Here is a 26,318-nt window from a genome sequence, read left to right as displayed (position 1 = left end):
GCCTTCAAACCGGCGACGGATTGCGCTCCGTGAACCCCGCCTGGTGCCAATACGGATACGCCGGCGTCACCACACTCGCCGCATCCAGCTTGGCCACCTGTTCCTTGTTCAGATTCCAGCCGACAGCGCCAAGGTTCTGCTTGAGCTGTTCCTCGTTGCGCGCACCAATCACCACGGTCGACACCGTCGGGCGTTGCAACAGCCAGTTCAGCGCCACCTGCGGGATGCTCTTGCCAGTTTCCTTGGCAACATCGTCCAGTGCATCAATGACGCGATACAGATAGTCGTCGTCGATCTGCGGACCCTTGTCGCCGGTCTTGTGCAGGCGGCTGGTTTCGGGCAACGGTTGGCCGCGACGGATCTTGCCGGTAAGGCGGCCCCAGCCCAGCGGGCTCCACACCACGGCGCCCAGCCCCTGGTCCAGGCCCAGCGGCATCAACTCCCATTCGTAGTCGCGGCCCACCAGCGAGTAATAGGTCTGGTTGGCGACATAGCGCGGATAACCGTAGCGGTCGGCCACGGCCAGCGACTTCATCACATGCCAGCCGGAGAAATTGGACACTCCGACGTAGCGGATCTTGCCTGCGCGCACCAGGTCGTCGAGCGTGGAAAGCGTTTCTTCCACCGGCGTCTTTGCGTCGAAGCCATGCAGCTGGAACAGGTCGATGTAATCCGTTCCCAGGCGCTTCAGCGCGGCATCGCAGGCCCTGAGCAGGTGAAAACGCGACGAACCCACGGCATTCGGGTCTTCACCGGCGCGGAAGGTGGCCTTGGTGGAAATAAGCACGCGATCGCGGCGACCCTTGATGGCTTCGCCGAGCACGGATTCAGCGGCACCGTCGGAATAAATGTCGGCGGTGTCGAACATGGCGAGGCCGGCATCCAGGCAGATGTCGATCAGTCGCTTGGCCTCGGTGACATCCGTATTGCCCCACGCACCGAAGAACGCGCCCTTGCCGCCAAACGTGCCGGTGCCAAAGCTCAGTACGGGAACCTGAAAGCCCGCTGCGCCCAATTGCCGAAATTCCATGCGGGGATACCTCTATGTGTGGGGAGGGGGAGATGTTCCAAAGTTCAACAGTACGGAACTATGGCCGCCGAGGCAAACGCGGGGGCTCATCGTGGTCCGTGGCTCGCGAGGTTTTCGTGTGTGCTCGCAAGGCAAGGCGTTTCCATCAGGGCGGGTGAGCTCACAGGGCACCTCTGGCACGGGCAGGGACAGGGGCAGAGACATTGTGGGAGCGCACCCTGTGCGCGACTCGTGCGCCAAGGTTCACCGCCATGTTGGTGGCCGCCGTCGCGCACAAGGTGCGCTCCCACAAGAAACACATGCCCAAACTTGCTGAACTTGTGCCCGAAAGCACACGCCCTTTTGCGTTGCAGCAAGCATCCCACCGCCAAAGCGGGTTAGAGTCCGGGCAGGCTTGAGTCGCTGGTCGCCGGGGAACCGGACCAACACGCGGCCTTTTTTTGGCAACTGAGTTTGGATCGATCCAAGTTCGCAAAAGCAGGCGCCGAAAGCGGCTTCTGCGGGGAGAGGTAGGCATGGGGCAGGGCTTGTCGGAACGGCAGGGGCTTCGCCGCGTTCTCGCGGCAGCATTGGCATGTGGTGTTGCGCTGGTCGCGGGTCTGCCGGCCCATGCGCAGGCATCCGCCTCACCTGCGGACGAGGTCAATCCGCTGATCGGCAGCCGACACGGCGGCAACACATTTCCTGGCGCCGTGATGCCGTTCGGCATGCTGCAGTGGAGCCCGGAGAACACGCGCGGCAAGCACAACCGCACCGCATCGCCCAGTGGCTACCTCTACGACGCGCCGCGCATCCGTGGCTTCAGCCTTACGCATCTATCGGGCGCCGGTTGTGCCGGTGCAAGTGGCGACGTGCCGTTCATGCCTGTCACCACGCCCATGCAGGGCTCGCCGTCCGCTGATCTCGCTGACAAAACCTACGCGGTCGACTTTTCGCACAACGACGAGCATGCGAAGGCTGGCAGCTACGACGTGCGCCTTGCGAATGGCGTGCAAGTAGAACTGGCTGCCGCCACGCGCAGCGGCATCGGCCGCTTCACGTTTCCCGCTGGCAAGCCGGCAAATCTGCTGATTCGCACATCCGATTCCGAAGTGGGCAGCAGCGACGCGAACGTCAGCATCGATGCGAAAGCACGCACGGTCAGCGGCTCCGTCAACAGCGGCAACTTCTGCGGCTATCTGGCCAAGGCCGATCAGCGCAGCTACTACACGCTGTATTTCGTTGCCGAGTTCGACCAACCCATCGCGTCGACGGGCGCCTGGCATGACGGTGATGTACAGGCCGGCAAAACCTCGGCCCAGGGCGGTACCGGTTTCGATGAAAAGGGTTTTCCAACACCAGGCAAGGGTTCGGGTGTGTGGCTGGGCTTCGATCCCGCCAAGGGCCCGGTGCAGGTGCGCGTCGGCATTTCCTATGTGAGCCTGGCGAATGCGAAGGCGAATCTGGTCGCGGAAATTCCCGCGCAGCAAACGCTGACCCAGGTGCAGGCAAAGGCACGCGATGCGTGGAACGATGCGCTGGGGAAAATCGCCGTTTCCGGCGGCACCAGCGATCAGCGCACCACGTTCTACACGGCGCTCTATCACTCGCTGCTCCATCCCAACGTATTCAGTGACGTCAATGGCGAATACCGCGGCTTCGACCAGCAGGTGCACAAGGTCGAGGGCACGCAGCGCGCGCAGTACGCGAACTTCTCCGGATGGGATGTCTATCGCTCGCAGGTGCAGTTGCTCACGTGGCTGTATCCGGATGTGGGTAGCGACATCGCCCAGTCGCTGTTCAATCAGGCAAAGCAGAACAACGGCGAATGGGATCGCTGGACCCACAACAACGGTGGCACGCATGTGATGAGTGGCGACCCGGCTGTGCCATCGCTGGCCGCCATCGATGCGTTCGGCGGCCACAACTTCGATCTCAAGGGCGCCTATGCGTCGCTTGCGAAAGCCGCCACCGTGCCAACCGCGCATGATCTTTCCGACGAAGGCTGCAACGTGGAATGCGTCGGCCAGCGTCCTTCGCTGGATCAGTGGCTGAAGCTGCACTACATCGCCACGCAGTCGCATGCCTGGGGCGGCGCAGCGGAAACGCTGGAGGATGCGACGGCTGATTTTGCGCTCGCCCAACTCGCCGCGCGTGCCGGTGACAAGGAAGGCGAGCAGGTCTTCCTGAAGCGCGCCGGCTATTGGCGCAACCTGTTCAACGCCAAGGCGGCTCCTGAAGGCGGCTATATCCAGAACCGGAACGCCGATGGCAGCTGGCCCGCGTTCAAGCCCGACAGTGACGACGGTTTTGTCGAAGGCAGTGCCGCGGTGTATCTGTGGATGGTGCCGTTTGATGTGCGCGGCCTGTTTGACGAGATGGGCGGCATCACCAAGGCATCGGCACGACTGGATCGTTTCTTCCACGACGACAAGGGCCAGTGGGCGTTGACCGAAGCGGGTCCGCTGCATGCGGAACTCAACAACGAACCGTCCGTGGGCACGCCCTGGCTCTACGCATTTGTCGGTCAGCCGTCGAAGACGCAGGAAGCAGTGCGCATCGTGGTCAACACGCTGTGGAAGAACACGCCGGAAGGCATTCCCGGCAATGACGACCTGGGCGAGATGTCATCCTGGTACGTGTGGTCGGCGCTCGGTATGTATCCGGCCATTCCCGGTCGCGGCGAGCTTGTGCTTGGCAGTCCGTTGTTCACCCATGCGGTGGTGCATCGTGCACAAGGCGATGTGGATATTGCTGCACCACAGGCCACCACGCAGTCGCCGTTCGTGCATGGCTTGATGGTGAATGGCCACGCGCATGATGCCCCGTGGTTGCCGGCAAGTTTTGCTGAGCATGGCGGCCATCTGGAATTTACGCTGAGTGCTCAGCCGGACACGACGTGGGGCAGTGACTTGGCCAAGGCACCACCGTCGTTCCCGCCGCCGAAGTCGTGAGGAATGTGGCTTGCTCACCGTCCAGCGTAAACACGCCCGGCCCCTCACCGTCATTCCAGCGAAAGCTGGAATCCAGTGACTTTGCTTTTCCAATCCAGCCAAAAGGCCCTGGATTCCGGCCTACGCCGGAATGACGGTGAGGGGGATTAACGGCAAGGAAAGCCGGGGGCGCAGTGTCGAGCGGGTCTTGAAGAAGACCGGCAACAAACCAAACAAAGCAGGGAGTGGTAATGGCTCACCGTCCAGCGCAAACCCGCCCGACCCCTCACCGTCATTCCGGCGAAGGCCGGAATCCAGCGCCTTGAGTTGGTCAGGGCGCGGCCGTTGTTTCCGTCATCGGGTTGAGTGACCGGAGCGTATGCCTGCATTTCTCCATCAACGTCTGTATCCCTCACCGTCATTCCGGCGAAGGCCGGAATCCAGTGACTTTGCTTTTTCAGCCCAGCCAAAGGCGCTGGATTCCGGCCTACGCCGGAATGACGGTGAGGGAGTGTTGACGGTGAGGAGGCCGCGATCGTGAGGGATTGGCGACGGTGATGGAGTAGTAGTGGTGATGACGGAAGGCTAAGGTCGACGCAGTTTTAAGCGTCCCTCGAAATACACAAGCAACAAACCAAACAAAAGCAGGGAGTGGTAATGGCTCATCGATCATCGGTCAACGGCACGAAGCGGGTGCAAGCCATGCGTCTTCGCACCATCAGCTTTGCCATTGCCTGCAGCATGGCCGCGGCTGCGCATGCCGCACCGCAAAGTTTCGTCACGTCGTTCGAGCCGAGCGACGCGCAACCCGTCAAGGCCAGCACGCAAGGCTGGCGCACGAGCGTGGTATCCGGCCCCGGCAAGGAGGAATCCCTCACCTCCAAGCCGGGTGTCGGCTTTACTGGTTTGCATAGCCTGCGCTACGACGCGGATGCGACGAGCGATGGCCGCGAGCGCCGCATCACGCTCTATCGCGTGCAGCAGCCAATCACCGCGGCAACCCATCTCTCCTACGTGGTCTTGCCGGCCGATGCATCCGGGCAGGCGCGTGGGTTGGCGCAATACGTGGCCGTCGATCTGGTCTTCGCCGATGGCTCGCGTCTGTCGGCACTCGATGCCAGTGACCAGCACCGCGTTCGCGCCAATGCGATGGCACAGGGTGCGGCGCGCATCATGCACGACAACCAGTGGAACGCCGTTGATATCGACGTGGGCGCGGTGGCTGCCGGCAAAACCCTGGCCGCCATCGAACTGGTGGGGCAGGCGCCCAAGGGCAGCGATGCCTTCCACGGTTACCTCGATGATTTGCGTTTGGGTGATGTTGCCGCCGACGCCGCCAATGCAGCGCCCAACACCTATGTCGACACGCGCCGCGGCACGAACGCCAACGCCCATTTTTCGCGTGGTAATAATTTTCCCGCCGTGGCACTCCCGCACGGCTTCAATTTCTGGACGCCCACCACGCAGGCGGGCTCCGATTGGATCTACCAGTACCAGGACCACAATGGTCCGGATAACCATCCGCGCATCCAGGCCTTTGCGCTGAGTCACGAGCCAAGTCCGTGGATGGGCGATCGCCAGACGTTCCAGGTCATGCCGGCGGCTGTCGCGTCAGGCGCGCCTCCGCTCGATCGTGACGCGCGCGCGCTTGGCTTCACGCATGACCACGAGATCGCACGAGCCGACCTGTACCAGGTGACGTTCGACAACGGCATCACCACCGCGATGACGCCCACCAACCACGCGGCCATCATGCGTTTCACCTTCACCGGTGATCGCTCGCAGCTGGTGTTCGACAACCGCAACGACAAGGGTGGCATCGAACTGGATGCTGCGCATGGCAGCATCAGCGGCTACTCCGACGTGGCGAGCCATTTGTCCACCGGCGCCACGCGTTTGTTCTTCTACGCAACGTTCGATCGTCCCGTCACGGAAAGTGGGCGCCTGACCGGCCAGGAACGGGATCACGTGGCGGCGTGGTACGGCTTCAACACGTCAACGGATAAAACCGTGACGATGCGCATCGCCACGTCGCTGATCAGCCTGGAACAGGCCAAGCGCAATCTTGCGCAGGAGATCGCCGCGAACGACACGTTCGACAGCGTGCAGGCGCGCGCCGCCGCCCGCTGGAACGAGATGCTCGGCCATGTCGAGATTCCGGGCGCAAGCCGTGGCGACAAGGTGACGCTGTACTCCAACCTGTATCGCCTGTTCCTGTATCCGAACGAGGCCTTCGAAAACGTGGGCTCGGCCGAGCACCCCGACTACCGTTACGCCAGCCCGTTCTCGGCCGGCACGGGCAGCAACACGCCCACGCAAACGGGCGCACGCGTGCTGCCTGGCAAGCCTTACGTCAACAACGGCCTGTGGGATACCTATCGCACCGCATGGCCGGCGTATGCGCTGCTCACGCCCAGGCAGGCGGGCGAGATGATCGACGGCTTCGTACAGCAATACCGCGATGGTGGCTGGATTGCGCGCTGGTCGTCGCCGGGCTATGCCGATCTTATGGTGGGTACCAGTGCGGATGTCGCCTTTGCTGACGCGTGGAACAAGGGCATTCATAACTTCGACGTGCGCTCGGCGTATCAGGCCGCATTGAAGGACGCGACCGTTGTCAGCGACATCGCCGGCGCGGGGCGCAAGGGCATCGAGCGATCCGTGTTCCGTGGCTATGTGGACAACAGCACCGACGAAGGCCTGTCGTGGTCGATGGCCGGTTATCTCAACGATTTCGGCATTGGCGAGCTCGCGCAAACGCTATCCACCACGCACGACGCGAATGACGCCTACGGCTCGCATTACGCGGATGATGCGCGTTACTTCCATAGTCGCTCGCTCAACTATGTGAACCTGTTCGATGCATCAACCGGCTTCTTCGTGGGGCGCAAACCGGATGGCTCGTGGCGCATCGATGCGCAGCACTTCGATCCGTTTGCGTGGGGTGGCGACTACACCGAAACCAATGCCTGGAACATGACCTTCGAAGGCGTGCACGACGGGCAGGGCCTGGCCAATCTCTATGACGGCGTGGAAGGGCTTGCCAAGAAGCTGGATGCGTTCTTCGATGCCGGCACCGCGTTCAACACCGGCGCTTACGGCGGCATCATCCACGAGATGCTGGAAGCCCGCGATGTGCGCATGGGCCAATACGGCCACAGCAATCAGCCGTCGCACCACATTCTCTACATGTACGACCTGGCCGGTCAGCCGTGGAAGACGCAGGACAAGGTGCGCGATGCACTGTCCCGCCTCTATGTCGGCAGTGAAATCGGCCAGGGTTATCCGGGTGACGAAGACAACGGCGAGATGTCCGCGTGGTGGGTATTCAGTGCGGCCGGCTTCTATCCGTTGCGCATGGGTACGCCTACCTACGCCATCGGCGCGCCGTACTTCCCGCACATGATCATTCACCTGGATAACGGCAAGACCATCGACATCCGCGCGCCGGAGGTCAGCGATCACAACCGTTACATCCAGGGCATGACGCTCAACGGCAAACCCTACGACCGCAGCTGGCTGGCGCATGCCGATCTCTCCAATGGCGCCGTGCTCGATTTCCGCATGGGCGGCAGTCCGTCCAAGTGGGGCAGCGGGAATGGCGATGCGCGCTTGCCGTCACTGACCACCGGCAGCGGCGCGCCGGCGCCGCTGGTGGATCTCGCCGATCGCAAGGGCTCGCAGGTCACGGTGAAGGGCGATGCCAATGCCGCGCACGCGTTGAGCGACAACACCTCGGATACCGAAGCGACACTGCAGGGTTCCGATGCCGTCGTGCAGCTGGATATGGATCAGGCACAGCAAGTGTCGATGTACACGCTCACCTCATCAGCGAAGACCGGTCATGACCCGAAGAGCTGGACGCTTGAAGGTTCGACGGATGGCGTGCACTGGGTAACGTTGGATGAGCGCCACGGAGAAGCTTTTCCGTGGCGTCGCCAAACGCGTGCCTTTGGTGTGGCCAAGCCGGCGAGCTACGCCCACTACCGTTGGCACGTCAATCATGTTGACGCATCGGGCGTCACGTTGTCGGAAGTGGAATGGCTTGGGGCGGTTCCCGCACCCTGAGGCGATGTCCGCAGAAATACCATCGGCGTCGCGGGAGTTGCTCCCGTGGCGCTGATGCCATCGTTTCAGCGACGACACTGAAAACTAAAGAAAGCGAGACGGCAATCGCCACTCACCGGAGTCGCTTCGTTTGCGCCCGCCGTCTCTTTCATGGGCATCCACGGTTTGACTGTCGGATGATGGCAGTTCCAGCGCAGCGCCTCGTGCGGTGCCTGTGTGGTGGTGACGCAGCCGATTGTTGCTCTCGAAGTTGCCGCTAAAAGCGAATGTGGCCGCCGCCAATCAACTGAACGTTGATCAGCCTACGGCTCCCAAAACCATGGTGGATATCGAGACGCGGCTCGGTGTCAGGCTGCTCAATCGAAACGAAGTCAAGCTCACTTCTGAAGCATTGAACACAAGAAGTGAACCAGGCCCCGTTTCCCGGTGAAGCAACTCCGGCTCTCCGTTTCGCCTAAGTCGAAAACAGCGAACTGCCGTCAATCGTCCATCAGACGAATCTTAAAAACGGCGCTGCACAAACCATAGTCATCACACAGCGGCTCACCACGCGCCTGGCTTGCTGGCAGTGATTTTTTTCTTTTGACACAGAGCAAGCGGTTTTCCGCAACGCGCTTGGCGCTTCCGGCATGCGCGCTCTGTCGTATCGCTATACGCGTGCAACACAGCGACATCTCAGCGTTGGTGCACTGAACGAAAAGAAGCCTGGTTGCCTCATGGCAATACAAGACTCCTCTGATGTTTCAGGTGGAGGGCGGTCCTTAGCATTTGCAGGGTTGGCAAGAGCCACCTTCTTATCTATCAGAGAGACCGTCATGAACAAGACCTACCGTATTGTGTGGAACGCCGAAACCCAGCGTTGGGTGGTGGCTTCTGAGCTGGCCAAGAGCCGCAAAAAGTCCGGCGCGACAAAAACGCTGCTGGCTGTCTCGGGCCTCTTCCTGGCGGCAGGTTTCGCCGGCCGGGCGACAGCCGCCAACGGCATTTACATCAACGGCGCCACGGACAGTAGCTGCTTGCTGGTGTCCGACAACAACAGCACCGGCACCATGATGAATGCCACGGGCACCGGTTGTACGGCCTACAACACCCAGACCAATGGCGTGCTGTTCTACGGCTCCTCCGCCACCAGCGGTACGGATAGCTTGTCGATTGGCAACACGTTGTACGTCAACAGTGGTCGCATCGTCCTTGGTGATCAGGTGACCAAAGGCTTGATGATTGGTGATGCAAATACCTCCGCGGGCAACTGGGCGGTAGCCATCGGCCTTGCGGCAAATGCCGCTGGCGGCGAGGGGGTTGCTATTGGTTCGACTGCCGTTGCATCGGGCGGTCAAGGTGTCGCCATTGGTGCAAGGAACATCGCCAGTGGCGGCAACAGTACGGCCCTGGGCAACCAGGTGGCTGCGGCAGCTGAGGGCTCCATTGCTATTGGTGGAAACGCTGAGAGCGACTTGGCAGCAGTGGGGGCGGCCGCGGGCACGCAGATTGTGGCGGTCGACGCGGCCTCGGAGCATGGCATTGCAATCGGCACTCGTTCGCAGGTCATCAACTCTGCAAGTGGCATTGCCATGGGGCGTTCCGCCCTGGCGAGCAATGCGGCCAATGGAATCGCCATGGGCAATAGCGCCAAGGTTACCGGAACTTCTGCAGTCGCCGTCGGCTATAGCGCTTCGGCGGTAGGCCAGAACGACGTAGCCCTGGGTGCGAGCGCTATTGCCAACAGCACCAGTACAGTTGGCTCGGGCGCAACGGCCCTGGGTTTTAAAGCGGAGGCGCTTGCGGCCAATTCGGTCGCCATCGGCAATGAAGTAACGGTCTTGAGCGGCGGTGGCATTGCCATCGTTGGCGGGCAAACGGCTGACTTCCATGTCAACGACGCTATCGACGCGAATTCCGGAAATTCCATCGTTATGGGCACCCGGGCACAAGCCATCACTGCGCCAAGCGGCATTGCCCTGGGCAATCTCGCGAAAACGATGGCAAACAGTGGCATTGCCATCGGTGTGACCAGTGCAGCATATGGCGCCAACAGCATTAGCCTGGGCTCTGGCGCTGGCGCTGTTTCCGATGCCACCGCGATAAGCCACGACAACATTGGTATTGGCACCAGAGCGTCGAACGAGGTCAAGGGCGACAGCAATACCGCCATGGGTTTTAACGCGGGCCAAAGAGTCACTGGTTCCAACAATACCGCGCTGGGTACGTCTTCGGGCACCAATGTTACCGGCGGCAACAACTTCGCCCAGGGGTACTGGGCCGGTAGGAATGTCACCGGTGACAACAACATCGCCATGGGTGCCTACTCGGGTTCCTATATGACGGGCTCATCCAATATTGTGATGGGTGACAACGCGAACTCGGGTGCACCTGGCGGACCGTTGACCGTCGATCGCACGATCGCCCTGGGTTCCCGCGCGACTGCTATCCAAAACGACGCCCTTGCCATCGGCAGCAGGGCCTATGCTACTGCTGCCAATGCCATTGCCATCGGCAGCGATGGCTCTACCGTTACACAGGCTCAGGGCAATTACAGCATCGCCATCGGCAGTCAGTCGGCCGCCATGAAGGACCTCAGCCTTGCGGTAGGCAAGCAGGCAGGGGCCTCCGGTGTGAGTTCGACAGCGATCGGTGAAGGCGCCAAGGCCAGGGCTACGGGTGCGTCTGCGTTGGGTTCGCAGGCGACTGCGGCCGCAACCAATGGCACGGCCCTAGGTACGAACGCGCATGCCGACGTGCAAGCCGGCGACGTGGCGCTGGGCGCAAACTCGGTGACCGCGACGGTTCAAAACACTTCCAGTGCCACCATCAATGGCACCACCTACAAGTTTGCCGGCAGCGCTGCTACCAGCACGGTGAGCGTGGGCACCGGCGTTGCCGGTGGCGAGCGCACGATTACCAACGTGGGCGCCGGCCGCATCAGCGGCAGCAGCACCGACGCTATCAACGGGTCGCAGTTGGACGCGACCAACAGGGCGATCGATACGCTGGGCAACACGCCGCTGACTTTCGCTGGTAACACCGGCACAGTGACCAAGAAGCTGGGCGAGACGATGAGCCTCCAGGGCGCCGCGACGACGGTGGGCACCTACTCGGGCGCCAACTTGAAGACCGTGGTGGACGCCAACGGCGTGCTGCAGGTGCAGATGGCCGAGTCGCCGAAGTTCGGCAATGTGACCATCAACAACGGCAACACCGGCAAGATCACGGGTGTGACGGCAGGCGAGGTCAGCAGCACGAGCACGGATGCGATCAATGGTTCGCAGCTGCACAAGGTCGAGCAGACCGTGAACGCCGGCTGGAACATCAGTGCGCAGGGCGCCAACGCCACGAAGGTCGCCCCTGGTGAGACGGTGGACCTGAGCAACACCGATGGCAACCTCGTGGTCAAGAAGTCCGCGTCGAGCGACGACGTCACCTTCGACCTGGCCAAGGACATCCAGGTCGACAGCGTCACGGCTGGCAACACCGTGATGAGCAACACCGGCCTGACCATCGTGGGTGGCCCGAGTGTGACCATCGACGGCATCAATGCCGGCAACAAGGTGATCTCCAACGTGGCACCGGGCGTGGCGGGTACCGATGCGGTGAACGTCAATCAGCTGAATAACCTGGGCGAAAGCACGGCGGCATCGCTGGGTGGTTCGTCCAGCTATGACCCGACGACCCAAGCGGTCAGGGCTGGCTTGAGTGTGGGCAACAAGACGTACAACAACGTGCAGGATGCGCTCAACCAGGTGAACGACACGGCGTCGGCCGGTTGGAATGTCACTGACAGCGATGGCAAGACGGCCAAAGTTGGCCCGAACGGCAAGGTGACTTTCAAGGGCGATAGCAACGTCAAGGTCAACCAGACCGGCGCGGATGATGAGGGCGTGGTGGAATTCGCGCTCAACAACAAGCTCGATCTGGGCGCTGATGGCAGCTTGACGATGGGCAACACGGTCGTGAACAACAACGGTCTGACCATTGTTGGTGGCCCGAGCGTGACCGTGAACGGCATTGATGCTGGCGGCAAGAAGATCACCAACGTTGCCAACGGTACGGACCCGACGGATGCGGTTAACGTCAGCCAGCTCACCTCCACGGTGGAAGGTGCCAGGGTGCGCTACCACAGCGTCAACGACAACGGCGTGCAGCACGACAATTACAACAATGAGGGTGCCACCGGTGTTAACGCGATGGCGGTTGGCGTTCGTGCGGTGGCGGCTGGGGCTTCTGCCACGGCACTGGGCGACAATGCCAAGGCCAGCCATGCCAACGGCGTGGCGCTGGGCGCGGGTTCGGTGACCAGCGAGGCCGTGGCAACGACCCATGGCACCATCAACGGCAAGACCTATGACTATGCGGGTGCGGCGCCCACCAGCACGGTGAGCGTGGGTTCGGAGGGTAATGAGCGCACCATCACCAACGTGGCGGCGGGGCGCGTGACGGCCGACAGCACGGACGCCATCAACGGTTCGCAGCTGTATGCGACCAACCAGGCGGTGGAAGGCCTTGGTGTGCGCATGACCACTGTGGAAAACACGGTCAACAACATTACCGAAAACATCTCCAACATCACGACGGGCCAGGCTGGCATGTTCCAGACCAGCAAGGATGCGACGGCGCCGGTCCCGACGCCGTCGGGCAAGAATTCCGCTGCTGGTGGTTCGGGTGCTACGGCTGCGGGTGACAACAGCCTGGCTGTTGGCAACGATTCGAAGGCCACGGCTGACAACAGCGTTGCCCTGGGTAACGGTTCGGTTGCCGATCGTGCCAATACGGTGTCGGTGGGCTCGGCAGGTAACGAGCGTCAGGTCACCAATGTGGCTGCGGGTGTGCAGGGTACGGACGCCGTCAACGTGAGCCAGCTCAAGGCTTCCGAGTCGGGTTCTCTGCGGTACGACACGAATGTCGACGGTTCGACGAACTACAACTCGGTCACGCTTAACCCGGGCGGTAGTGCAACGACCATCCAAAACGTGCAGGCCGGCACGGCGACGACGGATGCCGTCAACGTGGGTCAGCTCAATGAAGCCATGGGCAGCACGCAGAACTGGGCAAAGAGCTATACCGACAGGCAGATCAATACGGTGGCTAAGAAGGCCAATGCTGGTACGGCCTCGGCCATGGCTACGGCAAGCGTGCCGCAGGCTTATCAGCCTAACCAGAGCAGCGTCGGTGTAGGTGTGGGTAACTACCAGGGCCAAAGCGCCATTGCGATTGGCGTGTCCACCATCAGTGAGAGCGGGCGCTACATCCTCAAGGCAAGCGCCACTGGTTCTCAGAAGGGTGACTTTGGCGTCGGCGTCGGCGCGGGCATGGTCTGGTAAGCACACTTTTCAGCCCCTCCGTCATGGACGGAGGGGCTCTCTCTCATTTCCCATTTTTCGATATAGAGGTTTTCAATCATGGTCATCCACATTCGATCCATGAAGTTTCTGTCGCTGGCGTTGGCGGTGGTTGTCGGGCTTTCGGCTTGCGGCAATGTAAGCAAAAACGTCCGTCAGGACGGCCAGTCTGCCGATTCGCTGCACTGGCCTGCCATGACCGACACCACGCCCATGCATAAAGGTGGAACGTTTCCGAGTCTCGATAGCCTGGCAAAGATTCATGCGGGCCTAAACAAGCAGCAAATCGCTGACTTGATCGGCTATCCGCACTTTAGCGAAGGCGTGTGGGGCGTGCGCGAGTGGAACTACGTGTTCAACTTCCGCGATCCGGCCAATGGCGACATCATCAGGACATGCCAGTACAAGGTGCTGTTTGATCAAGACAAGCTCGCGAAGAGCTTCTACTGGCACCCGAACAACTGCGCCGTACCCGCCACCGCAAACGTGCTGGCGCCGGCCGCCGCGGTTGCGCCGCAGCCTGCACCCAAGGCTCAGCGATTTGAGCTTTCGGGCGACACGCTGTTTCCCTTGGGCCGGTACCGTGTGGAAGACATGCTTCCCGGTGGTCGCGAACAGCTGGATAACGTGGCTGCCAGGCTGAGGGAGTCGCCGATGTCTCAGGTAAAGATCATTGGCCACACGGACATGATCGGTGACAGTGAAAGCAATATGGTTCTTTCAAGGAATCGTGCTGAGTCGGTTCGCGCCTATCTTGTTTCCCATGGCGTGGCACCCGAAGTGACCATGGCCGTTGGCATGGGCAAGGCCCAGCCCGTTAAGCAGTGCGACACGCGACTGGACCGGGCATCACTTGTTCAATGTCTGCAGCCCAACCGTCGCGTTGAGATCGTCGCTACGGGCGTGTCGTCGTCGACATCGTCTTGATGATGTCGATGCACCGCGAGGCTTGGTGAGTGGCGACTCTTATTTTTGAAGACCTTAAGGTTTTTGAAGAACCTAAGGTTTTTGAGGACCCTAAGGTTAAAGATACCGGCATGGCACCCAATGCGCTTCGCGATGCGGGGTTGATTTTTGCGCGTGCCATAGAGTCAGGCCTGGCTTCCGCCATATGGGACAAGGCATCGATAGTCGCCAGGCAATCGGTGACGCGCGAGGCGTTTGTCGATCGGGTGCGAATGGACGCCCGTTCGATGGGGGTCGCCATTCGCCGCGAATGGCGAGGTATGCATCTAGGGGAGGTGCCCATGGGACTTTGGGGTGCCGGCTGCTACGCCACCATTGAATTCAGAACGACGTTCAGTGATCGCTCTACTTGCCGCGAAATAGTGTCGTTCCGTGAGGACGAAGACTGCGTATGGCGTCTTGCCGGGTGGGCAAGGTTAAGTGGGCCATTCGCCGGTGGCGGTGAGGATCGAGTCCGGCCGCTTACATAGAAGATCTGTCGTTCACCCATTTGATCTAACGATTTTTAACTCGGAGTAAAAGTTTCTTGAATTGGTATCTGAAGGTTCTCAAACAGCATTACGCTGACTTCAATGGCCGCGCGCGTCGCCAGGAGTATTGGATGTTCGTGTTGGTCAACGTCTTGGTCATGGTTGTGCTTGCAGTGCTTGCCAAAGCTGTGAGCGTCTTAGGCATCCTCTACCCGATCTACGCCTTGGCTACTCTGTTGCCGACATATGCGGCAGGCGTTCGTCGCCTCCACGATATTGGCAAGTCGGGCTGGCTCCTGTTGCTCGCATTCGTGCCGCTTGCCTGCTTGTACCTGGTTTACCTGCTCGCGCAGGATAGCCAGGCGGGTGCCAATGCATATGGACCCAATCCGAAAGCGTTGTAATGGTGTCAAAGGCCGTGTTTCGTACACGGCCTTCGGTGCCATGAACAAGGTATGCCTTATTCTCGCTACTTTGGTCAGTGGCATGAACGTCAGAATTCGCATGCGATCCTCTTCTGACGTGATCCTTGAACGACGAGCCGCAGACAGCAGACTGCGGCCTTCAACCTTGAAGCGCACCAAGCACGACGGTGTTCAGACTTCAGGCTTTGTGATCCGTTGAAATTTTAAAAAGAGCTGCTGCGGCGCACGCGCAGTGTCTTGCCGTTTTTTTTAATTGAGCATGTATGGAGGGATGATGTTTCTTCTTGTCTGGAGAGGCTGGGGCATTCTTGTCCTGCCAGTTGCATTGATGGGAACTTTGTTCGGCGAGTGGCTATGGGGTCTGCTTGGCATGCAGAGAGGCGCGCTTGTCGACGATGTGCTTTGGTGTGTGATGTCCTTTGGATGTGCCGTGTTGTCTTGCTGCTGGCTGCATCGCACGCTTGAGCGGCACGATAAAGGGACGTTGGTCATTGACGAGGCCACGGGTAGTCAGTTGCTCATGAAGCGTGGTGACAGCTTCTTCGGCATTTCCGTAAGGTGGTGGACGCGCATCGTCGCAGCCCTCTCCATTCTCATGCTGATTTCGATTGTCTACAGACACATCAAGCCATGATGGGAAGGTGAGCCATGGCGGGGAAGGGCGGGGCAGGGCGTCGTTCGGTTCGCAGTGCGTAAATTATTTTCTCGAAGACTGCGCTTGTCCTGGTTTGATGCATTCATTGAAGAAAGCCAGGTCTTGCTGCCTGGAAAGCATGCGCCAGATCTGCATCTTTTCCATGTGCGGATTGGTACGCCACCGACTCCTTGGATACCTGATAGTGTCCATTGGGGATCGGGGGATCTATCGATCGAAGCAGGCGATGGTTCAGATGCCCACCGCCGAAGAATTCGAAGCCCTGCAGAAGGCGTTGGCCGACGCCAAGGCCAACGGCGTCGAGCCGTACCGGTACCTGGTAGCCCTCTTCAAGAAGCTGCCACTGGCGCAGACGGCCGAAGACTACGAGGAATTGCTACCTTGGAACATCGATCTCTCTAGATCGTAGTCGCCCCATGTTCTTCATAGAGAGCAGCGCTAAATTTGGCTGACAGACAGATGAGCTTTGACCTATACCTGCAAAGATTCGACGCCGGCAACTCGGCACAGGTGGACCGTACGAGGGTCTTGTCCGTTTTGAGAGCCGTCTGTCAGGACCAGCCTGACGGGTTCGGCTTGTATTCGGTTGGGTTTCCAGACGGCTCGGCACTTGAGCTGTCGGCTGAAGGGCTGGAGTCGGAACATGATTTCACGGGGTGTGTTCTTCATTTGCGCGAATTCACCGGCGCGACCATCGACTTCGTATTCAACGTTGCAGCCCTAGGTGACATGGTGATCTTCAACGCCCAGGGGAGGGACACACCAAAAGAGCCCTTGGTCATTTTGACCGCCCCGGCGCAACAGCAACATCTACCCGACGAGGTAGGAGATCATCCGGTTGTTTGTACGTCACCGGCCCACCTGGCTCAACTGCTCGGTGTAGCAATCGAAGGATGGGAAGGCTTCCGCGATGCGGTTCTTGCGGGCAACTCAGGCAGAGAGTGAGGCGCAGCAGATGCCCAAGCACCAGGCGCCGGACCAAGTCCGAGATCCACTCCTCTGACATATCTTCCCATTTGCAGTAAGTGGGAACATAGGATCTCAGTTCGCCGACCAGCGAGGAAGGGCGCGGTTAAAGGACCGCTTACGAACAGCCAAATCGAAGAACTGTTACCACATCGCTGGAGCGCGCCAAGTGACATCGCGCTATGTCGCGCGAGAGCAAAGACCCTGGGGCATGGCGTCGTGATCTTCCAGACCACCTCAACATCATTGCTCGTGCCCACTCCGCTTGGAGATCTTCAATGTCGGGCGCAAGTCAAAGGCTCGCCGTCCCCGGAGGTTGTTCTGGCGGCGCAGCCGATCATGCCTGCCCTGCCGCCGGGGATGGCAGTGGATGGCTGTGTCGGGGTCGTCCTCCGATGCGCTGCTTCGGCAGGCTTGCGCGGAATCACATTCGAATGCGCATGGGCAAGGGCAAGGAGCACTCCACGATCATCAAGTCCCAGCGGGGGCGAGTGTTTGGATGCTCAAGAGTGGGACGACGGCGAGCATGTTGTCCTAATAGGGACCGAAGATCGCGACCAGTTGCTGGCAAGGCTAAGCCCGTCGATCGTGCTGAGCGACTGGCCGGATGCGTATCCGGTCGAGCATGCAGATTCGGGTCTGGTGGTCACCGTCGATTCGGTCCCTGCGGCGAGTAGCGTGTCGCTTCACTTCGTCATCGCGTGGAACCGCCTTCCAGAGCCGAAAGACTGCTCATGTTGGTACGCAGTCGATGTTCCCCACCAACACCTCTTGTCATTGGTCTGCACGGGTTACCCCACGGGCACCGGTGAACTGGGCTGGACTTGATCCGACATCTGGCCGGCCGGATGGAACATGCCCGAAGTGTGCCGACCGCCCTCGCGTTCAGCAAAGACGCTCGCCGTAGCTAAGGTGGATTCGCAAGACGCCTACGGCGAGCCCAGGATGCGCGAGCGCTAGAGCTAGAGCTAGATCGAGGCAGTGGGGTTGCAACTGAGCCGAACAGGATCGAAGAGTGGGCGTCGAAGAGTCTTGGAGACTTCTTCAAGACGCCCTGGAATCAAAGGATGGCTCAAGCCTTCTTGCGCTTGAACAACCGGGCGATGGCGGCACCGATGGCGACGAGACCGACCACGATGAACTTCTTCAATGCCAGCAGCATTAAGCCCAGTTTGGTGAGCAGGCCGGCCTTGGCTGCGATACCGCCGGCAACCAGTGCTGCGATGCCATAAGCCGCAACCTTGTCCGTAGAGGCGTTGTAATCAGCGTAGCGCTCACCGTCATCGAACTCAGCCATCGCGACGACTTTTGGCATATCGGCGCGCACCTTGGCGAGCTGGTCGATGTGTGCCACAGCATTGAGTGAAAGATAGCCTTTGCGACCCAGCACGCGAATCGCATAGTTCAGCGTGTGGCCGTCATCGGATCCATCAGCGCTTTTGAACTTGAGGTCGCGCGCCCAGAAAAGTTTGTGCGTGGCAGCGTCGTAGTGGGGCGGTTCGGCCCAGCCCACCAGCTCGACGGCGGGGTAACCCCGCCTGACGCGGTCGGGGTTTTCGTCCCGCGTCGCTTCTTGCATGTCCTTCAGCATGTCGTCGTAGTCGATTTCGGCGGCGTCCGCATCGGACACATAGCCTTCGTCGACGAAGGTGACCACCACCGCCCAGTTGTCTTCATCGAACAGGGTGTGTGGATCCGTGTCGGGCAGGATGATGCCCAGCACATCGCTGTCAGGCGGATTGTTCCAGGCCTCGGTGAGTACGCGCTGAGCATCCTTTGCCGGCAGAAAGCTATAGCCGTCGGCAAGCTTCAGTGTGGCTTTGGCACCCGGTAAGGCGACGGTGCCGGTTTTCGGGTGCAGCGACGCGATGAATTCTTCCGTGCTTTGATTCTCGGTGTCGGTGGGCGTGGCAAATAGCGGCGTGGTGAGAGTAAGGGCAGTGAGTAGCCCGAGCGCTGACAACAGCGTCTTGCGATGCATTGGGGATGGCCTTGAATGGAAGTTGCCGCGAAGTTTCATGGCTCTGGTAGGCCGGCACCTATCAGGCGAATCTGATTTGCCTTTACTTGTGACGCACCGCGGCGAACTTGACGGTCTATCCCATGCATGGGGCCTTGGTGTGGCCTTCAGATGCTAAATGCCATCGGTCTGGCATCCGCCATAACCTTGAGGCGTGTTAGCCAGCCTGCTGGTGAGCGAGCTGGACCGCCCGGACCTGTACGTAAGGCACGCCTGTGCAGTCGTGATTGGTGTGGCGGCCGGTGGGTATGCAAAGCCGTTGAAGTGACCTGGGCCCTCAAGGGTGACGCTGGTGAGGGCGGGGCGTCGGTACGGCGCAATGTGCTGCGGAAGACAACGGGCCAGCAAGCGCTAACTTGCAGGCCCGTCACGACATCATTCGTTGCAGGCGATATCGATGCAAATGGCGGCCGCGACAATAAAGGGTCGCAGCGGTGAATCTTGCGCGACTTCATTATTGACTTGAACGGTATAGCTGTCCCTGCAGCTTAGAAGTTCCTGGAGAATGCCTTCGCCTTTACCTTTGGTGATGAACGTGGCTTCCCGATCGCCTTCTTTAATGCGGAAATCCCAATCCGCCCAGTCACCTTGAATGGCGGCGAGCTTCTGGCCAGACCTGCCCAGGATTTCGAACTTGGCGGTTATGGGTGAGAAAGACTGCTTGATGACACCGATGGGTTGATTGTTGCCGTCGAGAACCTCGATGTTGGACAACAGGAACGACATGCCTCGCTTGATGCGCAATTGAGGCCTTCCGTCGGTGCTCACCAAGGTGATATCGAACGGCGTGTGCCTGCGATAACGCCGATCTATTCGACACATTTTGGTAAGGAATCCCAACGGTGGTTCCGTTGTCTTCATCACGATCTCGCCAGTTTCACCGCAGTGAAAGTCATAGGCGAATGCGCTGGACATCCAAAACAATTTCTTGGGTTTTAGGAGTTGCTTGACGTGAAACCGGTTGTTTTTGAAGATCGAGTGCATGGTGGTCATAAGTTGACGAGCCTCAGGGCGCGAGGTGACGACATGGGCGTCGCCATGAAGGAGTAGTCATCGGTGTTTCGACCTGATGACGCCTAGGAGCAAGAGAGTGAAGAGGCCGCCAAGCGTGGCTGCGCCGTAATGGTTCCAGAAGCCACGTTTGGCATCGGACATGGAGTATTTTTCTTCCAGCGTCTTGCGTGTGTCGTCGGGTAAGTCGCCGTAAGAGTCCTGATCGACTGCCACGGCTGACAACGTGCAGTTCCAGGTCCAAACGTCAGCCCAGAGCACGCCGAATCGATTGCACCGATAGCCCAGGCTGAAGTCCGAGGGAAATTCGTCGGCCAGGTCTGCGGGTAAGGGGGCCACCTCAAACAATTCCTCGCCAGTGTTGAAAACTAGCGGGACTTTTGCGTGCGCGGCGAGTGGCGAAAAGAGTCCTGCCACGAGAAGCAGGGCGATCAAGGAAGAGCGGGGTAATTTCATTGTCGTGTTTTATGGTTAGAGGAGTTCGAGGTTCAGAGATCGCAAGGTATAGATGCAATCGCCCGAGAAGAATCAGATGAATCTGAAACCCGCTGAAGCGCGGATGTGCCGGGAGGCGTGATGCGCACCCCGTTACGCCGCTTCATCACGGATGTAACAAGCAGAATAGACGTCCAAATCAGTCGTAATGCTTGACTCTTTCTTGAAGGCGACTTGGGTCGTAATGACAAGACGCTCGGGCCCGCCAGGCCCAAGGGCAAATGAGTCTGGATGCGGACATTTTTTTAGTCGCCGAGATGGGCGTGACGTTGAGCGCACTGGAGCGAACCGCCTGGAAGCCTGTCAGCTTCAACGAATCATGATCCAGGGTTGGCGAGCTCAGTCGACGTCGTCAGCGCCCTTTGCTATTCGGTCTTTTCATCATTTCCATGCCGGGCGGGTTCTCATGCGCCGATCCAGGACTTTTCCAGTGCGCCGAAGGGGGGCGCTGGAGATGGATCGTCGAGTGGCGCATTGTCCCGATTGAACTCAAGCATGAACTCCCTTGGTTCGTTCATGCGCGCCTGGTGGCGCGCCGCGACCGCTGGATATTCATCAGGCCATTCGCCTGTACGGAGAAAGTCATGCCTCAGCTCTTTGGCATGCCTCATCTGCTTGAGTTGCCCTGAAGTCATCATCTAGCGAGACGACTAATACTCTTGACTTGCATGCCAAACCAGGACCCAAACACTCACACTCCGCGTCGCGAAAATGGCGATACAAGGAAATCGCCAGAAGCACCAGGACCAGGGCGATGATGTCCCACGGCAGTTCGTAAGACACAAAGCACAGCAACGCTCCACTTAAGACAATAATCCAGGCCAAACGAAGCCAAGTGTTCATGGTGAATCCTTCCGTGGCGTAGTCGCCTGGAACTTGGATGCGTGTCGGCGCACAGGCGCGACAAAAAAGTGGCACCGATGCTGGCATCGGGTTTTTGTTGCGCTTTAACAGGGCTTCTTGTTGTGTTGCCGGCCTTGTCGCTCGATCAATTCAAGAAGCCGTTCTCGTGTGCGTAGGCGTAAAGTTCTGGATCATTCTTCAGGCCAAGCTTGTTCATCGCGCTCATTTTTTGATGGCTGATGGTCTTCACGCTTCGCTCACGTTTCACTGCGATTTCCGAGATAGTCATCCCGGAAACAAACAGCCTGAGCACCTCAACCTCCCGATCGGACAGACTCGCAAGCCGCCCGGCACCCTGTGATTTGTTGTTGTTGAAAAGCAGGCGACCCATCGTTGGGCTGAGGTATTCCTCTCCCGCCGTCACAGCTCGAACGGCATTTTGCAGTTCGCCAATGGAGTCAGCCTTGCTGATCAGGGCTCGCGCGCCGCGGTCCTGCATGGCGCGGATGAGTCCAGGATTGGACAGCATCGTCAAAATCAGCACGGGAAGCCGGGGCTTCGAGTGTACGATGGCATCGATCAGGAACAGGCCGTCCTCGACGGTTCCGCCTGGCATGCTGAAATCGGTAATGACCAGATCGCAAGGCGTGTCTTTGAGAGTGGCCATGAGCTCATCGGTATTCGATGCCTCGCCGACCACTTTCACCTGGGGCACGCGCTCCACTTCCATGCGAACGCTGCTTCGCACGATCGGATGATCGTCTGCAATGATGACGCTGATGACCACGATGAGTCTCTACTTCTGAAGGGCTGAATGACTAGCTTAGTGGCCGATGTTGCTGATGGGGCTTGTGGTGAAAGCAATTGAGATGACTCTGATGGATGGCGTGCCAGGGGCTTCCTAAGCTGACGGTTTAGTCGCTGTGATTCCGGGGATCTGCCATGTTTCATCAACGCTTGATGAGGCAATCACTGACACGAACACGAAGGTCAGGCACGCGCCGTTCATGGCTGCTTGCCTGCCTGACGCTGTGTTTCATGCTTGCATGCACAGCCGCCAGCGCGACCATGCTTGCGTTGCCTGATCCGGATGTGCGCCTGACCCAGGAAGAATCCGATTGGCTTGCAGCACACCCCGTAGTGCAGGTGGGTGTGCTGTCGACCAACCACTTTCCGGTGGAAGCGTGGGTGGCCGGCAATCCCGAAGGCATCGGCGTCGATTACATCAAGCTGCTCGCGAGCAGGGCGGGCCTGCGCCTTCAATTTCGCCCCTTCAGTAATTACGAAGAAGTGTCTTTTGGCGACAACAAGATCGACCTTCCCTACGAAGTGCTCGTGGGGCAGCCCTTTGGTGCGAGCAAGCGCTTCGACTATTTGCCGATCTATGCGGAGAGTCCGTTCGTCATGGTTTCGCCCAAGGGCGACCTGAAAATACGAAAGGAGGCCGACCTGGAGCGCGCCAGGATCGTGATTGAACGTATCGGCAATCCCTATACCGCTGTGATCAAGCATCGCTTTCCGAATGCCACGCTGGTTTTCTCGGACGACGCGCGGCAGGCCTTGGACATGGTGGCGCAGGGTCAGGTCGATGCGTACATCGGTGGCTCCGCGCATACGCGATGGATGCTTGCCGAGCGAGAGCACGACGACTTGAGCGTGATCTCGAAGATATCCGACCTCAGGAACATCGAACTGTCGGCGGCTGTCGTCAAGGGGCAGCCGATATTGACGTCCATCTTGAAGAAAGCCGCGGCGTCCTTGAAAGAAAGTGATCTGACGATACTGCGCACGCGCTGGGGGTATGGCGATGACATCAGCACACCTATTGCACGCGGACGGAATCTGTCGGATGCCGATCGAGCATGGCTTCGTAGCGTGGGAACGTTGCGCGTTGGCTACGAAATCGATCGCTACCCTTACAGCTTCATGGCCAAGAATGGGACGATGGATGGACTGTCCAATGATTATCTTTCGATATTGAAAAAGGAGCTTGGTCTTCGCCTGGAATTCGTGCCCGCTCGAGACTTGGATGAATTGCAGCGGCGAGTGAGTGCGAACGAGGTCGATGTCGTCGCGGCCGCCATGCCGGCGGATTTCGGCACTTCCGAGATGACATTCACGCGGCCCTACGAACGTTTCCCGGTAGTGATCGTTGCGCGCATCCATGGCCTTGCCATCGCCGGGCCGGAAGATTTGCGAGGCAAGAAAGTGGCCGTTCGCCAGGAGGCTGGATTGGTGGCGGGGCTTCGGATGCTGTTGCCGCGCACCACCCTGGTTCCCGTGTCGAGCAATGAAGCGGGATTGAGCGCGCTCGAAAAAGGCGATGTCGCCGCTTACATTGGAACCCTGCCGGCCATCGATGCGCTCATTCGGGATCGCTATGCTGCCACCCTGCGCGTGGTTGCACCGGCCGGGATGGATCAGGACTTTTCATTCGGCGTGAGTCGCGACCTGACTCAATTGTCGATACTCATGGACCAGGTCATCGCCAGCATGAAGGATGGCGACCGGCAGGCCATACGCAGCCACTGGTTGCGCACCGATTACAGCTACGGCGCCCCCTGGCATTGGGTGGTGATCGGGCTGCTCATCGCGGGCGTGGTCGTGACCTTCATAGGTATCGCCTACAAGCGGATGCGTGATGCAGAAGGCCGGGCGCGTGCTTCCGAACAGAGGCTGGTCGATACGAACGAGAACCTTCCCGGCGTCGTTGTGAGATTTCGCGTGGGCGACGACAAGGCGCTTCATTACGAATACGTCGGCGGCCCCACGATGAAAATATTCGGCCTGGCAAGCCAGGACATGCTGTCCGGGAAAGCCAGTCCGTTTGACAACGTCGTCGAAGAAGACCTGGTGCGAGCGGATGAAGCTCTTTCGCATGCCATCAGGGAGGGGCGATCGGAGGCCACCGAATTACGCACGCGGATCGACGGCAATGTTCGTTGGGTGCGTGTGGTGGGCGGCGAGCCCAAGCCGACCGGGCAGGGCGATCACTTCTGGAGCGTTTACTGCGCGGATGTAACGGCCGAAAAGGAACAAGAACGCGCCCTGCAAGAGGCCAAGGCGACGGCGGAAGCTGCTGTCGCGGCCAAAGGTTCGTTTCTCGCCATGATGAGTCATGAAATCCGCACGCCCATGGCTGGCGTGGTCGGCCTGGTTGAGCTGCTTTCCAAGACTCCGCTGAGCAATGAGCAGGCGCACATGCTTGGCATGGCGCAGGATTCGGCTGTCGCGCTTCTTCAGATTCTCGATGACATTCTCGATTTTTCCCGCCTGGAGGCGGTGGATCTTGAGTTGGAACCGGCGTCGTTCGACCTTCGGCAGTTGGCGGACAGTGCCATCGGCACGTTCGCGGCGCGCGCGCAGCAGAAGAGCCTGAAACTGTACCTCGTGGCCGACTGGCGGTTGGCTGCGGAGTATCTTGGCGACGCCAATCGCATTCGCCAGATCATCAACAATCTGCTCAGCAACGCGCTCAAATTTACCGAACAGGGTTACGTCAAGCTGCGTATCGAAATGGCCGGCGAGGAGCATGGGCGTCAGCGCCTGCGCTTCCTGGTCATGGATACGGGCATCGGCATTTCCAGTGATCAGCTCAAACGGCTTTTTCAGCCGTTCATGCAGGCCGAAGCATCGACCACGCGCCGTTTCGGTGGTACCGGCCTGGGTCTTTCCATCTGTCGCCGGCTGGCCATCGCCATGGGTGGCGATGTGCAGCTTTACGGGCTGGAAGAGGGTGGCGCCCAGGCGGTCTTTGAAGTGGAGTTGCCGGTCGCCAGGCCGGCGGCCGGTCTGCCTGAATTTTCAGCTCGCCGCGTATTGGTGTGCACGACGGATGCGAGATTGGAGCGTGAGCTGGCCAATGCACTGTCAGCGATGGGCTTCAGTGTGATTGAGGTCGATGCCGACGATCTTATGGAACTGTCCGCTGGTGATGCCGACCTGTTGATCGCCGAGGCGCCGCTGCTTGAAAGATTGGCACCGCTTCCCACCATGCCTGTGATTCGCGTGCTGGCCGATCCCGATCCGCGGGGCTACTACGTGGAGAACGGCAGCATCATGCTGTGTGGCTGCCCGTTGCTATGGCGCGCCACGGTGGACGCGTGCCGGCTGGCCCTGGGTGTGCCGCTGCCTGCCGACGGCCAGGGTGAGAGCCCGGTAGATCGGGCGCGCTCCGGCCACATTCTTGTGGCGGAAGATCACCCCATTAATCGTGCCGTGATCAGTCGCCAGCTTGATTTGCTGGGTTATCCGCACACCGTCGTCGAAGACGGCCAGCAGGCATGGGAGGCACTGCAAAAGCAGCGCTTCGACCTGCTCATCAGCGATTGCCACATGCCGATACTTGACGGGTACGAGTTGGCGCGACGAATCCGTGATGTGGAAAGCCATGGCTCTTCACACCTTCCCATCGTGGCGCTGTCTGCGAGTGCGCTTCCCGAACAGGTGGAGAAGTGCCGGGCGGCCGGCATGGACGATTTTCTTGCCAAGCCCGTACAGCTGAAGGAGCTCGAAGCCAAGATCCTGCAATTTTTCAACAAGGAAGACGCTGTGCCGATATCGACCCCAACCAAGGATGATGATCGCCTGGACTATCTCTCGAAAATGTTCGGTTCCGAAGAGCAGCTGAAGCAGCTGTTGGAGGGCCTGATCCTTACGGGGCGCGAAGATGTAATCAAGCTTGACGAGGCGATGGCCCGCGGCGATATCCATCAACAGCATGAGATGATGCATCGTCTGGTTGGTTCACTGCGGTTGATCGGCCTGCATCTCGTGGATACCCATTCGGCCGACAGCATGGCGGCGCACCGGGATGAGGTCGTGGCGCAGCTCGGCGGACTCAGCAAGCTGATGGATCGACTGAATCACAAGCTCTGACCGAGGAAGTGAGGCGCTCAATATCTTTCAGGCCGTTCCCGTGGCGCCCCGGGCGAGTGCAGGGCATGATGCCGCGGCGCTCAGGGAGAGCATGCATCATCACGGACGTGAAAACGCCCCGAGTTTCTCGGGGCGTTTTTTTGTGCGTGGTCATTCCATGCTGACGTGTTTCCTGGCATGTCGCGCGGTCATCGTGCGATTCGACAATCGTCCTGCAACCTGACAAAGCTTGCTTGCCATTCGCGC

The 26,318-nt window shown here is 59.7% G+C and carries 15 protein-coding genes and 1 pseudogene; 10 read left to right on the top strand and 6 right to left on the bottom strand.

Annotation, left to right across the window (positions count from 1 at the left end):
• Positions 1-4: 4 nt before the first annotated feature.
• Positions 5-1,030, bottom strand: a complete 1,026-nt coding sequence (locus tag DK366_RS15990) for an aldo/keto reductase (RefSeq protein ID WP_109126562.1) — start codon at positions 1,028-1,030, stop codon at positions 5-7.
• Positions 1,031-1,545: 515 nt separating this feature from the next.
• Between DK366_RS15990 and DK366_RS15985 the strand changes: the two genes are divergently transcribed.
• The 9 genes and pseudogenes from DK366_RS15985 to DK366_RS15940 all read left to right on the top strand — a co-directional run bounded on the left by DK366_RS15985 (position 1,546) and on the right by DK366_RS15940 (position 16,804).
• Complete coding sequence (locus DK366_RS15985) at positions 1,546-3,963, top strand: GH92 family glycosyl hydrolase (protein ID WP_109126561.1); 2,418 nt, start codon at positions 1,546-1,548, stop codon at positions 3,961-3,963.
• 681 nt (positions 3,964-4,644) lie between these two features.
• Positions 4,645-8,010 carry a GH92 family glycosyl hydrolase gene (locus tag DK366_RS15980; protein WP_198651603.1) on the top strand — a complete coding sequence of 1,122 codons (3,366 nt, stop codon included), beginning with the start codon at positions 4,645-4,647 and terminating at the stop codon, positions 8,008-8,010.
• A 629-nt stretch (positions 8,011-8,639) separates the two neighbouring features.
• Positions 8,640-13,325 (top strand): YadA-like family protein, encoded by a 4,686-nt coding sequence (locus DK366_RS15970; protein ID WP_109126559.1) that lies wholly within the window; start codon positions 8,640-8,642, stop codon positions 13,323-13,325.
• A gap of 78 nt (positions 13,326-13,403) precedes the next feature.
• Entirely contained in the window at positions 13,404-14,270 is an 867-nt protein-coding gene (locus DK366_RS15965; protein ID WP_109126558.1) for an OmpA family protein, read from the top strand.
• 29 nt (positions 14,271-14,299) lie between these two features.
• Positions 14,300-14,779 (top strand): DUF4019 domain-containing protein, encoded by a 480-nt coding sequence (locus tag DK366_RS15960; RefSeq protein WP_109126557.1) that lies wholly within the window; start codon positions 14,300-14,302, stop codon positions 14,777-14,779.
• A 56-nt stretch (positions 14,780-14,835) separates the two neighbouring features.
• Positions 14,836-15,183: a DUF805 domain-containing protein gene (locus tag DK366_RS15955; protein ID WP_109126556.1), complete on the top strand. Its 348-nt coding sequence runs from the start codon at positions 14,836-14,838 to the stop codon at positions 15,181-15,183.
• 295 nt (positions 15,184-15,478) lie between these two features.
• Positions 15,479-15,838, top strand: a complete 360-nt coding sequence (locus tag DK366_RS15950; protein ID WP_109126555.1) for a hypothetical protein — start codon at positions 15,479-15,481, stop codon at positions 15,836-15,838.
• Between the two features lie 304 nt (positions 15,839-16,142).
• Positions 16,143-16,268: pseudogene (locus DK366_RS15945) on the top strand (transposase domain-containing protein); the annotation flags it as partial.
• A 50-nt stretch (positions 16,269-16,318) separates the two neighbouring features.
• The gene (locus DK366_RS15940) at positions 16,319-16,804 is read left to right on the top strand and encodes a hypothetical protein (RefSeq protein WP_109126554.1); all 486 of its coding nucleotides are present in this window, start codon (positions 16,319-16,321) and stop codon (positions 16,802-16,804) included.
• Between the two features lie 1,093 nt (positions 16,805-17,897).
• Here the strand turns inward: DK366_RS15940 and DK366_RS15930 are convergent.
• From DK366_RS15930 to DK366_RS15910, 5 genes are all read right to left on the bottom strand, one after another.
• Entirely contained in the window at positions 17,898-18,806 is a 909-nt protein-coding gene (locus tag DK366_RS15930; RefSeq protein ID WP_109126552.1) for a DUF2167 domain-containing protein, read from the bottom strand.
• A gap of 414 nt (positions 18,807-19,220) precedes the next feature.
• Positions 19,221-19,838, bottom strand: coding sequence for a phospholipid scramblase-related protein (locus DK366_RS15925; RefSeq protein ID WP_109126551.1), 618 nt, complete (start codon positions 19,836-19,838; stop codon positions 19,221-19,223).
• 57 nt (positions 19,839-19,895) lie between these two features.
• Positions 19,896-20,312, bottom strand: coding sequence for a hypothetical protein (locus DK366_RS15920; protein ID WP_157956589.1), 417 nt, complete (start codon positions 20,310-20,312; stop codon positions 19,896-19,898).
• A 621-nt stretch (positions 20,313-20,933) separates the two neighbouring features.
• On the bottom strand, positions 20,934-21,194 hold the full coding sequence (locus DK366_RS21290) for a hypothetical protein (protein WP_157956588.1): 261 nt from the start codon (positions 21,192-21,194) through the stop codon (positions 20,934-20,936).
• A gap of 145 nt (positions 21,195-21,339) precedes the next feature.
• The gene (locus DK366_RS15910) at positions 21,340-21,981 is read right to left on the bottom strand and encodes a response regulator transcription factor (RefSeq protein ID WP_109126548.1); all 642 of its coding nucleotides are present in this window, start codon (positions 21,979-21,981) and stop codon (positions 21,340-21,342) included.
• A gap of 155 nt (positions 21,982-22,136) precedes the next feature.
• Between DK366_RS15910 and DK366_RS15905 the strand changes: the two genes are divergently transcribed.
• Positions 22,137-26,072, top strand: a complete 3,936-nt coding sequence (locus DK366_RS15905) for a transporter substrate-binding domain-containing protein (RefSeq protein ID WP_109126547.1) — start codon at positions 22,137-22,139, stop codon at positions 26,070-26,072.
• The last annotated feature ends 246 nt before the right edge of the window (positions 26,073-26,318 follow it).

Source organism: Dyella sp. C11, assembly GCF_003121485.1.
Classification (GTDB): Bacteria; Pseudomonadota; Gammaproteobacteria; order Xanthomonadales; family Rhodanobacteraceae; genus Dyella.
The sequence above is the reverse complement of the archived record's forward strand: the minus strand, read 5'-3'. Positions and strand labels throughout refer to the sequence as shown.

What these genes read in the sequence shown, in the direction of transcription:
- DK366_RS15940 (WP_109126554.1), top strand. Translation starts at nt 16,319, where the DNA reads ATGAGCTTTGACCTATACCTGCAAAGATTCGACGCCGGCAACTCGGCA.
- DK366_RS15950 (WP_109126555.1), top strand. Translation starts at nt 15,479, where the DNA reads ATGTTTCTTCTTGTCTGGAGAGGCTGGGGCATTCTTGTCCTGCCAGTT.
- DK366_RS15990 (WP_109126562.1), bottom strand. Translation starts at nt 1,030, where the DNA reads ATGGAATTTCGGCAATTGGGCGCAGCGGGCTTTCAGGTTCCCGTACTG.
- DK366_RS15970 (WP_109126559.1), top strand. Translation starts at nt 8,640, where the DNA reads ATGCGCGCTCTGTCGTATCGCTATACGCGTGCAACACAGCGACATCTC.
- DK366_RS15980 (WP_198651603.1), top strand. Translation starts at nt 4,645, where the DNA reads ATGCGTCTTCGCACCATCAGCTTTGCCATTGCCTGCAGCATGGCCGCG.
- DK366_RS15925 (WP_109126551.1), bottom strand. Translation starts at nt 19,838, where the DNA reads ATGACCACCATGCACTCGATCTTCAAAAACAACCGGTTTCACGTCAAG.
- DK366_RS15965 (WP_109126558.1), top strand. Translation starts at nt 13,404, where the DNA reads ATGGTCATCCACATTCGATCCATGAAGTTTCTGTCGCTGGCGTTGGCG.
- DK366_RS21290 (WP_157956588.1), bottom strand. Translation starts at nt 21,194, where the DNA reads ATGAACACTTGGCTTCGTTTGGCCTGGATTATTGTCTTAAGTGGAGCG.
- DK366_RS15920 (WP_157956589.1), bottom strand. Translation starts at nt 20,312, where the DNA reads ATGAAATTACCCCGCTCTTCCTTGATCGCCCTGCTTCTCGTGGCAGGA.
- DK366_RS15905 (WP_109126547.1), top strand. Translation starts at nt 22,137, where the DNA reads ATGTTTCATCAACGCTTGATGAGGCAATCACTGACACGAACACGAAGG.
- DK366_RS15930 (WP_109126552.1), bottom strand. Translation starts at nt 18,806, where the DNA reads ATGCATCGCAAGACGCTGTTGTCAGCGCTCGGGCTACTCACTGCCCTT.
- DK366_RS15985 (WP_109126561.1), top strand. Translation starts at nt 1,546, where the DNA reads ATGGGGCAGGGCTTGTCGGAACGGCAGGGGCTTCGCCGCGTTCTCGCG.